This window comes from Spirosoma gilvum, assembly GCF_054776815.1.
Map to the genome: position 1 here is coordinate 1 of NZ_BAAHBH010000018.1, position 15,534 is coordinate 15,534.

Annotated in this window: 10 protein-coding genes; 8 read left to right on the forward strand and 2 right to left on the reverse strand. The window is 49.2% G+C overall.

The features are described 5' to 3' along the window. From ACYVFD_RS32525 to ACYVFD_RS32555, 7 genes are all read left to right on the forward strand, one after another. A partial coding sequence (locus tag ACYVFD_RS32525) for a SusC/RagA family TonB-linked outer membrane protein (RefSeq protein ID WP_461094701.1) occupies positions 1–2,684 on the forward strand: 2,684 nt, incomplete at its 5' end. A 101-nt stretch (positions 2,685–2,785) separates the two neighbouring features. Further along, the gene (locus ACYVFD_RS32530; protein ID WP_461094702.1) at positions 2,786–4,522 is read left to right on the forward strand and encodes a RagB/SusD family nutrient uptake outer membrane protein; all 1,737 of its coding nucleotides are present in this window, start codon (positions 2,786–2,788) and stop codon (positions 4,520–4,522) included. 111 nt (positions 4,523–4,633) lie between these two features. Further along, a complete protein-coding gene (locus tag ACYVFD_RS32535; RefSeq protein WP_461094703.1) occupies positions 4,634–4,894 on the forward strand; it encodes a hypothetical protein in 261 nt (86 codons plus the stop codon). 152 nt (positions 4,895–5,046) lie between these two features. Beyond that, a complete protein-coding gene (locus tag ACYVFD_RS32540) occupies positions 5,047–7,494 on the forward strand; it encodes an endonuclease MutS2 (RefSeq protein WP_461094704.1) in 2,448 nt (815 codons plus the stop codon). A gap of 114 nt (positions 7,495–7,608) precedes the next feature. After that, entirely contained in the window at positions 7,609–8,271 is a 663-nt protein-coding gene (locus ACYVFD_RS32545; RefSeq protein ID WP_461094705.1) for an HAD family hydrolase, read from the forward strand. Between the two features lie 386 nt (positions 8,272–8,657). Then, the gene (locus ACYVFD_RS32550; RefSeq protein WP_461094706.1) at positions 8,658–9,428 is read left to right on the forward strand and encodes an Abi family protein; all 771 of its coding nucleotides are present in this window, start codon (positions 8,658–8,660) and stop codon (positions 9,426–9,428) included. 219 nt (positions 9,429–9,647) lie between these two features. Next, positions 9,648–10,430, forward strand: a complete 783-nt coding sequence (locus ACYVFD_RS32555; protein ID WP_461094707.1) for a hypothetical protein — start codon at positions 9,648–9,650, stop codon at positions 10,428–10,430. On the opposite strand, the gene ACYVFD_RS32560 is transcribed toward ACYVFD_RS32555, so the two are convergent. Further along, the gene (locus ACYVFD_RS32560) at positions 10,399–10,905 is read right to left on the reverse strand and encodes an MOSC domain-containing protein (protein WP_461094708.1); all 507 of its coding nucleotides are present in this window, start codon (positions 10,903–10,905) and stop codon (positions 10,399–10,401) included. The genes ACYVFD_RS32555 and ACYVFD_RS32560 overlap by 32 nt on opposite strands. 284 nt (positions 10,906–11,189) lie before the next feature. Next, complete coding sequence (locus ACYVFD_RS32565) at positions 11,190–13,916, reverse strand: DUF5686 and carboxypeptidase regulatory-like domain-containing protein (RefSeq protein WP_461094709.1); 2,727 nt, start codon at positions 13,914–13,916, stop codon at positions 11,190–11,192. Between the two features lie 194 nt (positions 13,917–14,110). On the opposite strand from ACYVFD_RS32565, the gene ACYVFD_RS32570 reads away from it, so the two are divergent. Continuing rightward, positions 14,111–15,490, forward strand: coding sequence for a M24 family metallopeptidase (locus ACYVFD_RS32570; RefSeq protein WP_461094710.1), 1,380 nt, complete (start codon positions 14,111–14,113; stop codon positions 15,488–15,490). Positions 15,491–15,534: the final 44 nt, after the last annotated feature.

The window sequence follows — 15,534 nt, forward strand, 5'->3', positions numbered from 1 at the left end:
TTGAAACCACTACCGTCCTGAAAGATGCCGCTTCGGCTTCGATCTATGGAGCACGGGCCGCTTCGGGTGTGATTGTCATCACCACCAAGAAAGGTCAACGTCGGGCTCAGAAGCTGAGCGTGAGCTATGATGGTCTGTACGGCGCTACCGATCCCGGTAAGAGCTTACCGATCCTGAACCCCCAGGAGCAGGCCGACTGGACCTGGCAGGCCCGTAAGAATGACATCTACCAGGGCACCTACCCTTCCAACGATTTCAAAGGCTTAGCCGGTGGTCAGTATGGCGAAGGGGCTACACCCGTATTACCTGATTACCTGCTGGTGGGTAGCCGTTCGGGTCTGTCGGCTTCACAGGTGGATCTGACCGCGGAAGCCGCCAAGTACAACGTCAACTCGGCTAACGGCGCTATTTATAACGTCATTCCGTCGAACAAGGCAGGCACCAACTGGTACAAGGAGATCACCCGGGTTGCTCCCCTGATGCGCCATAACATCGGTTTCTCGGGTGGTACCGAATCGAGCCGGTTCTATGTGGCTCTGGGTATGCAGCAACAAGCTGGTATCATTACCTATAATGACTACTCCCGTTATACCCTGCGGGCCAATACCGAATTTGACGTTACCAAGAAGCTCCGCTTTGGCGAAAACTTCCAATTGGCCTATGTGAAAACGAAAGGTCTCTTAGGTGGTGTTGGTAGCATTCTGGGTAACTCGACCAACAACAACTCGTCCTCGTCGTCGGACGAAAACGAAGTGTTGTCGGCTTATCGGATGCCACCGATTATTCCGGTGTATAACTCCTTCGGAGGCTATGCGGGTACCGCTGCGCCGGGCTTCAACAACCCACGTAACCCAGTTGCCGATCGTCAGGCACGGGCTAATGATGCCGCCTTCCAGATTTTCGGTACCGGTAATGCCTACCTGGAGTATGATGTGATTCCATCGCTGACCCTGCGCAGCAGCCTTGGTGGTACTTACTTCACCAACTACTTCAATAGCTACGGTCGGGTACAGTACGAAAACTCGGAAAACAACACGACCTACACCTATAGTGAAGGCGCTGGCTACGGTCTGGCCTGGACGTTTACCAACACGGCTCACTTCAAGCAGAAGTTTGGCATTCATGACATCGACGTACTGGCTGGTATCGAAGCCTTGAATACAGGCGCCGGACGGAATATCAACGGCTCGGGTCAGAACCCCTTCTCGACCGATCCCAACTACGTGACCATCAGCACCACCACCCCAGGAGCAACCCGTGGAGTAGGCAGTGGTTACAGCTTAGGTAACAAGTTCTACTCGCTGTTTGCTCAGGCTCGGTACACCTTCAATGACAAGTACATCATTACGGGCGTCGTGCGTCGGGATGGTTCCTCGCAGTTTGCGGCCGCTGACCGCTACGGGGTATTCCCCGCCGTGTCGGCTGCCTGGCGTCTGTCCTCGGAAGAGTTCATGAAGAACCTGCCCTGGGTATCGGATCTGAAAGTTCGCGGTGGTTACGGTATCATGGGTAACTCCAACTTCCTGAGCGCAACCAACCAGTATAGCCTCTACGCAGGGGGTGCGGGTCAGGGTTACGACATCAATGGAACCAACAACTCGATTGCGGCTGGTTTCTATCGTAGCCAGATCGGGAACCCCGCTGCCAAGTGGGAATCGAACGTGACCAGCAACATCGGTATCGACGGAGCCTTCTTCAACAACAAACTCGAAGTGGTGCTTGATTTCTGGCGCCGGGATACTAAAGACCTGCTCTATCAACTGGCCCTACCCGGCGTAGTCGGTGTGCGGTCGGGGGCTCCCTTTAAGAACCTGGCCAGCATGCGTAACGAAGGGATCGACATCTTAGTGACCAACCGGGGTAACATCAGCAGCGATCTGAGCTATGAAGTAACAGCCATTGCCGGTTTGCTCAACAACAAGATCACGGCCATTGACCCGCTGGTTCCTTACTTCTACGGTGGGGGTACCCGTCTGAGCGGTAACGTGGTTCGTAACGAGCCCGGTCATGACCTGTCCTCGTTCTACGGCTACAAAGTGATTGGCCTGTTCAATAGCAAGGAAGAAGTAGCCGCTGCCCCAACGCAGGAAGGCGCGGGTCCTGGCCGTTTCCGCTATGCTGATACGGATGGTAACGGTAAAATCGATGCCAACGACCGGCAGTATCTGGGCAGCCCCATTCCGAAGATGACGGGTAGTATCACCCTGACCTTGAAGTACAAAGGCTTCGATCTGAACACCAACCTGTACACCTCCCTGGGCAACAGTATCTTCAACAACCAGCGCTGGTTTACCGACTTCTATCCTTCGTTTACGGGGGCTGCCATGGGCGCTCGGGTGAAAGATTCGTGGTTACCAAGTCATACCAACACGACGGTGCCCATTTTCGAGAGTGCGTCCAACTTCAGCACCAACACCCAGCCTAACTCCTACTACGTAGAGAACGGCTCGTATGCTCGGATGCAGTACCTGACCCTGGGGTATACACTCCCATCGACGATCCTCAACAAGATCAACATGAACCGGCTGCGTATATCGTTGTCCGCTACGAACCTGTTCACCATCACCAAGTACACTGGTATGGACCCAGGTGTAGGTGGCTCGGCTGATACTAACTTCGGTATCGACGTAGGTAACTACCCGGTACAACGTGGCTATAACGTAGGCTTAAGCTTCGGTTTCTAATAGGCTATGGAAGAAGGTTAGTCAAATTCTATTACTTATTCTATAATTTGGCTAACCTTCTAAAGACTCACCTTGATATCTTTTTAAGGCTCAAAAGCACAATGAAAACACTGATTACCAAAGGCACGCTGACCGCCACTCTGCTGATGGCCGTCTCCTTCGCCTGTACTGACAAATTCCTGGAAGTGCCCGCTACCGGACAGCTTTCCGGTGCCCAGCTTACTACCAAAGCGGGTCTGGATGGACTGCTGATGGGCGCCTACGCCCAGCTCAACGCCCGGGGCTTCTCCCAATCGGCCTCTTCCTTCAACTGGGTACGAGGTAGCGTATCGGGGGGTGAAGCCAACAAAGGCTCCAACTCGGGCGACTTTAACGCCCTGACTCCCTACGAGACCTACCAGCTGCTGCCCTCCAGTGGCGAGGTCAACGCCAAGTGGAATGCCATGTACGAAGGCGTAGCTCGTTGTAACTCCGTGCTCCGCTCACTGGCCACAGCCGGTTCCGATGTAACGGCGGCTCAAAAAACAGGCCTTCAGGCGGAAGCCCGCTTCCTTCGTGGGCACTATTATTTCGAGCTCAAGCGCAACTTCAACATGGTGCCCTTCATCGATGAGACCGTCGACTATGGCACCGGCATCGAGAAAGTAGCTAACAACGCAGACATCTGGCCCAAGATCGAAGCCGATTTCAAGTTTGCTCAGGACAACCTGCCTGCTACTCAGTCGTCGGTGGGCCGGGCCAACAAGTGGGCGGCTATGTCGTATTTGGCCAAGACGTACCTCTACGAGAAGAAGTATGCCGAAGCCAAGGCCCTGTTTGATCAGGTTATCGCCAGTGGCGTCACCAGCAATGGCTTGAAATACAAATTGCTGGACAGCTACTCGGACAACTTCAATGCGGCCAAGGACAACGGCTCGGAGTCAGTATTCGCCATCCAGGCGGCTGCTAATGCTGGTAGCTCGGACAACGCCAACCCCGATCTGGTCCTGAACTTCCCTTACAACACGGGTTCCAACGGTCCAGCCGGTTGCTGCGGTTTCTTTGCGCCTAGCTTCGAGTTAGCCAACTCTTTCCGGGTGGATGCCAAAGGCCTGCCCCTGCTGGATGGTTCGTATAACACGGGTGCTAACCAGCTCAAAACCGATCAGGGTATTGCCTCGAGTGCCGCCTTCACCCCCGATGCAGGTCCGGTGGATCCTCGTCTGGATTGGTCGCTTGGTCGTCGGGGCATCCAATACCTGGACTGGCAGCCTCACCCCGGTCTGGACTGGATTCGTGACCAGAGCTTTGCGGGCCCTTACTCACCCAAGAAGTTCGTCTTCTACAAGTCGCAGGATAAAGTGCTGACCGATGGTAGCTCGTGGACGGATGGTTACTCGGCCATCAACTACAACATCATCCGCTTTGCTGATGTGCTGCTGATGGCGGCTGAGTGTGAAGTCGAAGTAGGTAGTTTAGCTACTGCGTTGAATTACGTCAACCTGGTTCGCACGCGGGCGGCTAACCCAGCGGGTTTTGTTACCCAGGGTGGCAAACCAGCGGCTAACTACGTAATCAGTAACTACACCTCGTTTGCCGACAAGGCGACGGCTCGGGCAGCGGTACAGTTCGAGCGGAAGCTGGAGTTATCAGGCGAAGGCCACCGGTTCTATGATCTGGTTCGCTGGGGCACGGCGGGTACAGTACTGCCTGCGTTCCTGGCTTACGAAGGCAAGCTGTTGCCAACGGCTTACTCGGGGGCTAAGTTCACGGCGGGCAGAGATGAGTATCAGCCTATTCCACAGACCCAGATCGACTATCAGGGTAAGGATGTGCTGACACAAAATCCTGGCTACTAAGCCTAAAAATACAATGAAGCAAAAAGGCCACTCGATTTCGAGTGGCCTTTTTGTATGTAAACATTATGCTGTAGTAAAAGTTGTTTTTAGACAACAAAACAAACTAACGTTATGGCTAATCATAAAACCACAGACCAACCAGGCTCCAATGATAAGCAGCCCAATCGGGAACGGACGCGTAACCAGCAGGCACATGACACAAGCGGTCAACGCCCAAACATGGAACAAGAGATGTCGAATGAAAACAAGAGCAAGCAGGGTCCTGAAAACAAGCACACGAATCAGGACATGAACAAAGCTGAACTTGCTGATGAACGGGGAGGCCACGGCCATTCAGGCCATAGTAACAGCCGCAATGGAAGCCGTAAATAATGATGAATGATGAATGATTCTACAAAAAATTGTTCATCATTCATCATTCATCATCCTTCTTGAACCCACTTATACTCTCTTCTGTTATCTCTATGGATATATACTAATAACCTGTAGCTTACAGCATTCTTATTGCTGAACAAACTGATTAAATGCTTTACCCGAATACCTTAGAGGTTAAACTAGGTTTTGATACGATCCGTGAACGACTCAAGGAAGCCTGTGTGAGCCCATTAGGCCAGGACTATGTTGAAAAGATTCGCTTCACGGATAATGTCCAACTGATTGATAAACTGCTCCGCCAGACGACTGAATTCAAACATATTGTTCAGTACGAACCTGATTTCCCCAATAGCAACTATATCGATGTCCGGGCGCATTTGGGCCGCGCCCGAGTAGAAGGATTAGCCCTGACCGAAGCCGAATTTTTCGATTTAAAATTGGCTCTTCGGACTGTGCAGGAGTGCTTACGCTTCTTATCCCGGCATGGAGATGCCCGGCAGAGTGATTCCAGCCGGAATGAAAACGGCAGTTTCCCATTTTTGCGTGAATTAGCTGGCCCTGTTAGTCTTGACAAGAGACTAACCGATTCGCTTGAACGGGTTATCGACGACCGGGGAAATGTTCGGGATTCGGCTTCACCAGAACTGGCCAGCATCCGTCGGCGGATTATTGGTGAACAGGCAAATCTTCGCAAACGTCTGGACAGTATTCTGCGGCAGGCCAGGCAGGCTGGCTGGATACCAGACGATCTTTCTTTAACTGTACGGGGTGGGCGTCTGGTCATTCCAATTGCTGCCGAACACAAGCGTAAGATCAAAGGCTTTGTACACGACGAGTCCCAAACAGGACAAACCGTATTTCTGGAGCCTGCCGAAGTCTTCGACGCCAACAACGAAATCCGCGAACTTGAGTACGAAGAACGTCGAGAGATTTACCGGATTTTATTGGCCCTCACCGATCAGATTCGCCCGCACCTGGACGACTTACGGAAAGCAGTTAACTTTCTGGCACAAATCGATTTCATTCGGGCAAAGGCCAAATTAGCGATTCAACTGGATGCTTCCATGCCCAAATTGCTGGAGCGTCCTTTTGTTAACTGGACGAATGCCCGGCATCCGTTACTCTACCTGTCGTTTATGAAGCAGGGCAAACCGGTGGTTCCACTGAAGGTTCGACTGGACGAAAAGGCCCGGATTCTCATTATTTCGGGTCCAAATGCCGGTGGGAAATCGGTAGCTTTGAAAACGATTGGCCTATTGCAATACATGCTCCAGTGTGGATTGCTTGTTCCGATAGATGATTATTCTGAAATGGGTGTTTTTCAGAATCTGTTTATTGATATTGGCGACGAACAATCGCTGGAAAACGACCTTAGTACGTATTCGTCGCACCTAACCTCCATGAAGCAATTTCTGATTGGAGCCAATAAACGGACGCTATTTCTGATCGATGAATTTGGTACCGGTACAGAACCTGGTCTGGGAGGAGCCATTGCAGAGTCTATTCTGGAAGACCTGGCCAAGTCAGGCGCGTATGGTGTTATCAATACGCACTATACCAATCTAAAAGTCCTGGCCGATAAAACGCCGGGACTGGTTAATGGCGCCATGCGCTTTGATGGCGAACACCTCGAACCAATGTATCAGCTGGAAATCGGTCGGCCGGGTTCATCCTTTGCGTTTGAGATCGCGCAGAAAATCGGCTTGCCCAAAGGCGTAATTGATCGAGCGAAAGAAAAGTTGGGTACGCAACAGGTAAACTTTGAGAAACTGCTGAAAGAGCTGGATATCGAAAAGCGGGTTTTCTCGGAAAAAAATCTGGAAATCAGCATCAATCAGCGTAAACTGGCTCAGCAACTTGCCGAATATACAGCTCTAAAAACCCGGCTCGACAACGAACAGAAGAAGATCGTTAATGACGCTAAGCTAAAAGCAAAAACGCTGGTGCAGGAAGCCAACCAGCGGATTGAAAACACCATTCGGGAAATCAAAGAGAACAAGGCTGAACGAACAGCAACGAAACAGGTTCGACAGGAATTAGAGCACTTTGAGCAAAAAGAACTCAAACCTGAACCCATAATTGCGGAGACATCTAAACCGCTTGAAGAAGAATTCGAGATAGACAACGGTGCCATCGTCGTGGGCAGTTATGTCCGAATTGTGGGGCAAAATGCGGTTGGCGAAGTGATCTCGCTTCGGGGTAAAGATGCCGAAATCCGAATTGGCGACCTGAAATCGACCGTGAAGCTCAATCGGCTTGAAAAAGTCAGCCGAAAAACGTTTAAAGACGCTACCGAAGTTCGCGACGACCGGCCACGTAGCCAGGGCGTTGACATGAATGAGAAGATGCAGAATTTCAGCTTTAACCTCGACATTCGGGGTAAACGTGGCGAAGAAGCGTTAGGGGAAGTTGATCGTTTTGTCGACGATGCGCTCATGCTGGGCTATCCCGAATTGCGGATCGTTCATGGCAAAGGCGACGGTATTCTGCGAACACTCGTTCGGAATCACCTGCGGGGCTATAAGCAGGTTGCCCGAATGGAAGACGAACACGCCGACCGAGGTGGTGCGGGCGTGACCATTGTGAAAATGAAATAAAGGCATATACTTGTCAGGTGTGGTCAGATGTAGTCAAGAATAGTCAAATGTTGTTCCTATGCCTGACTATTTTAGACTACATCTGACCACATTTGGCTACACTTGACTATACATATGAAAGCCGTAATTTTTGACATGGATGGCGTGCTGGTCGATACCAACCCACACCATCACATAGCCTGGCGCGAGTACTACGAACGAAACGGTAAAACCCTGAGCGATGCCGATTTCGTTCAATACGTTTCTGGCAAGCACAACAAAGACATTGTCGCCCATTTATTCGCCAATCAACCGCTCACTATAGAGGAAGTCATCCGGCTGAGCAATGAGAAAGAAGCACTATTTCGGGAGCTCTATAAGTCAGTCATTACACCGGTTCCGGGTCTAGTATCTTTCCTGGAATCACTTAAATCAGCCGGTATTCGGATGGCAGTAGCCACATCGGCCCCCGTTGAAAATCTTAATTTTGTCGTCGATACGCTGAACATTCGGTCGTACTTCGATGCGCTACTCAATGAGAGCATGGTCAGTCACCCCAAACCCGATCCGGAAATTTACCAGAAAGCGATGGCTATGCTTGGTGTGGAACCGGCCGAGAGTGTCATTTTTGAGGATTCGATGACCGGCATTCAGGCGGCTAAGGCGTCAGGTGCTGCGGTGGTCGGTATGGCAACAACGCAAACACCCGACGAGTTACGTCCATTCGTTGACGATACGGCATATGACTTCACCGAACTGACGCTTGACCGTATTCAGCGGCTAGTTAATGTTTTTTAACAGCATTGCCTTCAACCATTGTACTAGGGCAGTTAGGTTGAAAAAGCTTATCTCATGGCTGGAATCTATTCCATTCCACATTTTGTATAAGGCTTTGAAAAGAAATTAGCTTTTTTTATATTTGCATCGACAGTACACGCCACGCTACCCATAAGAACAGCGTCCCAGGGCGTGTCTTTTGCTTTTATAGATGCCTCGTAATCATACTATTGTACATTGCGAGGCTTATTTTATGAAGTATATTTATGTATAATAAAGGCGCTCTCACAATAGATCAGCAGATTAATCAATTAGTAGAGCGTGGTTTAAAAATAACAGAACAGGATAACGCCCCTCATTTACTTAGCCAAATAAGTTACTACAGGCTGGCTGGCTACTGATGGCCAATGCAGGAAGATAAAGTAACTCATAAGTTTAAGCCAAATAGCCGCTTCTCTGACGTAATTGCATTATATAACTTCGATAGAAAACTACGAGTACTCCTCTTTGATATAATAGAGAAGATAGAAATTAGCTTAAGGACAAAATTGATATATCATCTGTCGAATGATGAAGATCCTTGGTGGTTTCAAAATACAAGTTTATTCCAGGATACCCGCGAGCTTGTTAAGTTTTTATTTATTCTTGACGAAGAAATAGAACGTTCAAAGGATATATTCATTAAAGAACACAAGAAAAGGCATAAAGACGACTTACGGTACCCTCCAGCCTGGAAAACTCTTGAACTAACAAGCTTTGGCAGTTTATCAAGGCTATATGGTAACCTGAAGAATAACATCAAAGCTAAAGATACAATCGCCAAGGAATTAGGCACAGTTAATCATACCTATTTACCTAGCTGGCTTCAATCGATTGCTCAAATCAGGAACTTCTGTGCGCATCACAGCAGACTATGGAATAGAAACTTACCAGGCAAACCTAAACTATTACCTAATCCACCTTATCAATGGGTTAACGATGTGCCAAAAGAAAATGAATTCCATATGCTATACGTACATTTATGCTGTATGAAGTATCTTTTAAACATAATCGATCCCGAAAATAAATTCAAAGAGAGATTGATAAGCCTATTATCAGAGTATCCAAACGTTGACCCTAAAGCGCTGGGATTAAAACCTGATTGGGAAAATGAACCATTATGGAATACCATAAAATGACTTACTAACCTGTCACTAGTAATGGGCTTTAGACGATATTTAGTAATCCAACTTAATGTTTTTTAACAGCATTGAACAGAATCAATCTGTATTTTTGTGAAATCCCGCCTTTGAAAACGGTTTGTCAGTCGGGTAGGATGGCTCATGACTACAGGGGCAGACCATTAAACCAAGTTTGATCAGTACAGTCAAAACCAAACACGTATTAATCGGTTCACGATGCTTAAACAATTCCTTTTTTGTCTTTGTCTGGTTTTGCTGATCAGTAAATCAAATACCGTACGGGCGCAGGGGAAATACGTTATTGGAACGGTCGTTGATCAAACAACCAGAAAGGCGGTCGATAAGGTATTTGTGGTCAATCAACGCACTCGTCAACGGGCTCGTACCAACGCTTCCGGGCGATTCTTTCTGACAGCACAACCCGGCGATTCATTGATTCTGACCAGCCAGCTTTATAATCGAATCGGAATTCGATATGATGGTTCCGACAACCCAACGCTGATTGCCAAAGCCCTCCCTCCTATGCCCTATCGTGTGGTGGATCTGGATGAGGTAACCGTAACCGGGAAGCGCTATGAAGAGGTAAAGCGCGAAATCAAAGAATTATTGGAAGAGCCAGAGGCTACCAAAAAAGTTAGTGGTGAACAGGCATTTGACCGGATTGCCGATGGCGCTGGGGTTACGCTGCTCTATGAAGTATTCGGTAAACGCCCAAAATCGGACCGGAAGGCGTACTACATTATGCAGCAGGACCGTCGACATGAACTGGCTGTTGAGCGGTTCCGGCTACTGGTTGAACAATCGACCAACCTAAAAGCCGACGAAATTGACCGTTTCTACGACTTCTGCGACCTCGACGAAGATTTTCTCCTCAAAGCCGAAGACTACGACCTGATCAACACAATTCAGCAGCTCCGAAATCGCTATCGTCAGGGAGTAAATCGTCCGAGTCGGCTGGCCCCTGACCCTAATCAGTCGACACCGAAACCTCGTCCGTAATCAAAACTGTTACGGCATCTCCCACCTGGATTGTTCCACCTAGAATAACTCGCGCGGTTAATCCACCATGACCGCGCATGGCATTGTATCCGCCAGGGCCCAGAGCCGTTTCCATTTTTGAGCAGGGATGGCACTGACCAGTAATCTCCAAAATAACATCGCCAATCTGAATCTGATGGTCTTTAAGGGCCGTCAGATTCAGGCCCGAAACAACCAAGTTCCGACGCAGAAGAGCCGGATCGACCTGATCATGTCCCGTCAGCGACGCCACAACGGGTAAGTACTCGGCTTGAATAAGCGTCACATGCCGGTTGCCACTGCGACCGCTATAATGATCGCCTATCAGGCCTTTCTTCTCTAAAACTTCCACTGAATCAACCACATTCATAAACGCATCCCGTTCGGGTCGAAGGCCAATCCATTCTACCCGGCCCGAACGGGGAAATGTATTGAGTAATTCTTTGATAGTCTGCATTGTAAACCGGGATTTAGCTGATTTTACTGATAAACTATGATTTTTAAATTCAGTTCTAATATAGAACCTGTTTAAACTTTTCCTTTTACAGAAAAATTAGGTGTGAATTTGTCATTCCGACCGTAGGGAGGGATCTCAACATCCCTATAAGGTAAACTTGAGATTCCTCCCTACGGTCGGAATGACAAATTCACACACTTATTGGTCGAACAACATAAGTTTAAACAGTCTCATAAAGGGCTAATCATAGTCAGTCACTAGAATCATAAAAATCCTGGTTCGGATTACCGCCCGAACTTCAGCGTCGTGCCGATTCGGAAACCAAGGCCCTGGTATTTAGCATCCTGCCATTGCGAGATGACCTCTACCCGGAAAAACGGGAACACCTGCGGAATCAGTCCATCCAGGCCATACCCTACTTCGGTGTAATTCTTCGATGCGGGCGTGTAGAGGTAATGTACGAACAGGTTTTCTTTCAAACCGATGAGCCTGACCAGCGTTAACTGCGTGATAAAGAACTTTCTAAATTCAGCCAGCACATGCGCTTCGGCAAAGCGCTTGCCAGTGCTGTATTGATAATAGGGCAGCAATCGATAGGTTGAGACCACATCGCCCTGCTGGAAGAAAAATTCGTTACCGGCAAAGTGCTTGAAATCTGGAAAATACACCTGCCGATCATTCAGAAAACTACCAGCGCTCAACTGATAATTCAGTCGGCTGCGGATGCCCGTTTCGAACGAATGGCTGATGGTAGCCTGTAGAAAATCATAGTCAGCATCGGCCATGCCTTTCCGGTAATTCAGGGTGAGTAAGGGCGCATCGTTGTCGCGTCGGGCAATACGTCGTCCATTGCGGATGATGTACTCCGTTGACCCTAAACGGGCCGAAGCAGCTAAATTTAAGACTAGTGCATTATGCGTCGGAAACGTCGTGCTGGCAACTTCGGCATTGTCGGGGCGGTTCGATGTATAAGCACGCGTACGCCAATCGATCCATGGTTTGAGGTCTTCCCGGTAATTAGCCAATTCAGTTCGTCGGGCGTATTCCAGACTTCCCGTTAGCTTCAGCCGGTCGTGAAACGGCGAGGCATTGACGGTCAGATTCAGGTAATCTTTCTGGTAAAGCTTGATGAAATTCTGCTCGAACAGCAGCGTCGTCAGCGAATTCAGAAAGGGGCTGATCGGATTATCAGGATTGAACTGATACAGGTACCGACCTCCCGAAACCCCTATTTTTGTATTCTTATACTGGTAGCCCAATTGGCCGTACCCAACGAATTGTTTCCGACCAAACTGGTAACGACCTGTCCCGCCCAGTGTCCACTCCCCAAGCGGAATCTTCACAAACCGATTCACGGAGTCAACTTTAGGGCTATACCGCAGGTTCAGCGCTCCTTCAATGGTATAGCCTTCTACGGTATTGTATTCAATCCGTTCAATGGGGCTGGTATAAGCCAGCGAGGTTCGTTTAGCCAAACGCCAGGTATGCCCGAACAAAATGTGATCGACGCCAAACTTTTTGGGCGACTTTTTCTTGTTAATGCTGTCCTGCCGGACACTGTCGGCTTTTAGCTCAACTTTGGTTTTGATCTGACGAATCAGGCCCAGACTATCGGCTTTATTGTAACTTTTGATTTCAGCCGTTGTGAGCGGAACCGATCGCAGCGAGTCCCAGAACGTATTCGACCGTTTACGTGCCAGCGAATCCACAACCATCGAATCGTTTCGGACAACGGCTACATCTTCTTTACGTTTTTTTCGGGCCTCCTTTTCCTGTTTTTCGTACTCTTTCACCATTTGCCGAAGGTTTTTAGTCGAAAACTCCTTCTGCTTTTTTACCAGATCATCTAACTGAGCGCCTTTAATTTCTCCTTTTGATAGTGTTTGGGCAGGTGGTGCTTTCTTTTCGTCGGCCACTTCAATATCCTCCACAAAGGCCGGATTGACCACGAACTCGCTGAATGTAAGATTCCTGATGTAATACCCTTCAGCCTTGACGCCTAGATACGAACCTTTACCACTATACCGCTGATTGACAGGCATCCAAACGCCCTGTACGGGACTGCATATGTGCCGAATCGTAAACGAGATGCCTATGTTATTGACCGTTTCCAACTGTAGACTATGAATGGCCCAGGTGTTTTCAAGAATATAAATAGTACCCCGAAATACGCCCTCGCCATACTGACGCGGAATGACTTGAATTTTGCTTACTTCAACCGGCGTACCACCCGGTCCGGTCTCTCGAAATGTTCCTTTATACTCGAACTTGTAATAGGCAAACGCCTTGGGCGATAAGGGCGATACGGTCTCTGCAATAACCGGATCGTAAAAACTGGCGTTAAAGAACCGGCTCGGGTTCAAAAAATCACCCTGCGAATTTCGATTAGCAATAATTCGTTGTCGGTAGGTATTGGGCTGGGTAAAGATTACTTCAGAAACCGTTTCGTTCAGCAAAGGTACGCCCACTTTAAAATTGGCCTCGCGTTCGGCTTCTTTGAGTTGCTTCTTGAACGCCATCTCGGCCAGGTTCGGTAAATCCGTGACAGTGATCGACGATTTGGTGTATACCCTAGCCTTAAATCGCTGAACCTGAAGCTGATGAAATCGGCTTTTGGCAATAGCCCGACGCATAATGGTATAGGCAGGGTCTTCGTTGCCCGCTTTGGTCTGCACTTCCGCCAGTCGCAACGCCTGTTCTTCAAGGGTTGCATCCAGCGTGGTGAACCCCGTGCTGACCTCCGTCGATTTTTGAATGGTCTGAAAACCCAGATACTGAAATACGATGTCATACTTGCCGGGAGCCAGCGCAATTTCGTACCGGCCTTCGGCATTGGTGATGGTCCCGCTGGGCCGGGCCGACGTTTCGGTTCCTTTCACGATTACAGCCGCAAAGGGCAACACCTCTCCCTGCTGGTTTTTGACGGTTCCCCGCAAGCCCGTACTACCGCTTTGCGCCAGCGCAATTAGTGAATAGCTAAGAAAAAGTAAACTGAGTAGGACTGATTTCATAAAGTAAGGCTGCATTCTGTAACGAATATACTAAACTAGTGAATGGGAACTTTAGCCAGGTAATTTGGAAGGTCTACTAGCTATTATCGTATGCTGAAGATGCGTATATAAATCAATGGGTTGCCTGATCCGATTGTTAAAAAACTTTAACTCTTTACGTATCTTGCCCGTAAACTGCTATCAACCTGAATACTATGTCAAAACCAGTACGCTTCCTCGTCAACTTACTCTACCTTAATCTAACGCTCATTACCTCGGTTGCTATTGCCCAGCCTTCGCCTTCCAGCGTTTTGCCCGAACGCGAGCGGGCGCGGGTCATCGACGAAATTCTGGACGATCGCTTCGCCAATCTCCTCCCTCAATTGATGCGCCGGGAGGGTATCGATATGTGGATCATTATCTCCCGCGAATATAACGAAGACCCGGTGTTGCGAACCATGTTACCCAGCACCTGGCTATCGGCCCGCCGACGAACGATCATGGTCTTCTTTGATAATGGTAAAGAACGGTCCGCCGATGCGGTGGAGAAACTGGCCATTGCCCGTTATGATGTAGGTAACCTGCTCAAAGGGGCGTGGGACATTGACGTTCGGCCCAACCAATGGGAAGCGCTGACGAAAGTGATTGAAGAACGAAAGCCCAAAAAGATCGGCCTGAACATGTCGCCCAACTATGCCCATGCTGATGGTCTTTCGTTTACAGAACACGACGAATTTCTGAAAAAGCTCCCCGCCGAGTATCAGAAGCGAATCGTATCGGCGGAAAAACTGGCTGTTGGCTGGCTCGAAACCCGTACCGAAAAAGAAATGGCGATTTATCCGCTCATTTGTCGGCTATCGCACCAGATTATTCAGGAAGGCTTTTCGGAGCAGGTCATTCAGCCGGGCGTAACCACTACCGAGGATGTAGTCTGGTGGTTTCGTCAGCGCATTACGAATCTGGGTCTGGACACCTGGTTTCACCCAACCGTCGACATTCAACGTGCCGACTCGCAGGATTTTAACCACCTCCGCACCTTCTCGAAACGGGCCGACAAGCAGGTGATCATGCCCGGCGATTTACTTCATGTTGACTTTGGCATCACCTACCTGCGCCTGAACACCGACCAGCAACAGCATGCCTACGTACTGCGCCCCGGCGAAACTGACGTTCCTGAATCCATTAAGGCCGCTTTCAAACAGGGCAATCGGCTACAGGACATTCTGACTGAGCAGTTTAAGCTGGGAAAAACCGGCAACCAGATGCTGCTGGCGGCACTGGAGCAGTCGAAGAAAGAAGGCATTAACGGCACTATCTATACGCATCCGATTGGTGTTCATGGGCACGCGGCAGGCCCGACGATTGGCTTGTGGGACCAGCAGAAAGGTGTTCCCGGCCCCGGTGATTACCCCTTGCTGGCCAACACCGCCTACTCCATCGAGCTGAATGCCGCTGTCGAAATTCCTGAATGGAAAAAAGTGGTACGCATCATGCTCGAAGAAGACGGCTTTTTCGACGGGCAAACGTTCCGTTACATCGACGGCCGCCAAACCGAAATCTATACCATTCCCAGGAAATTAGGCTATGTGAAGTAGACTAACTAGAGTGGAAACATCATGATTATACCACAGAAATAGCG

Coding starts and splice junctions, on each gene's coding strand:
- ACYVFD_RS32565 (WP_461094709.1), bottom strand. CDS start 13,916: ATGAAATCAGTCCTACTCAGTTTACTTTTTCTTAGCTATTCACTAATT.
- ACYVFD_RS32535 (WP_461094703.1), top strand. CDS start 4,634: ATGGCTAATCATAAAACCACAGACCAACCAGGCTCCAATGATAAGCAG.
- ACYVFD_RS32550 (WP_461094706.1), top strand. CDS start 8,658: ATGCAGGAAGATAAAGTAACTCATAAGTTTAAGCCAAATAGCCGCTTC.
- ACYVFD_RS32540 (WP_461094704.1), top strand. CDS start 5,047: ATGCTTTACCCGAATACCTTAGAGGTTAAACTAGGTTTTGATACGATC.
- ACYVFD_RS32560 (WP_461094708.1), bottom strand. CDS start 10,905: ATGCAGACTATCAAAGAATTACTCAATACATTTCCCCGTTCGGGCCGG.
- ACYVFD_RS32570 (WP_461094710.1), top strand. CDS start 14,111: ATGTCAAAACCAGTACGCTTCCTCGTCAACTTACTCTACCTTAATCTA.
- ACYVFD_RS32555 (WP_461094707.1), top strand. CDS start 9,648: ATGCTTAAACAATTCCTTTTTTGTCTTTGTCTGGTTTTGCTGATCAGT.
- ACYVFD_RS32530 (WP_461094702.1), top strand. CDS start 2,786: ATGAAAACACTGATTACCAAAGGCACGCTGACCGCCACTCTGCTGATG.
- ACYVFD_RS32545 (WP_461094705.1), top strand. CDS start 7,609: ATGAAAGCCGTAATTTTTGACATGGATGGCGTGCTGGTCGATACCAAC.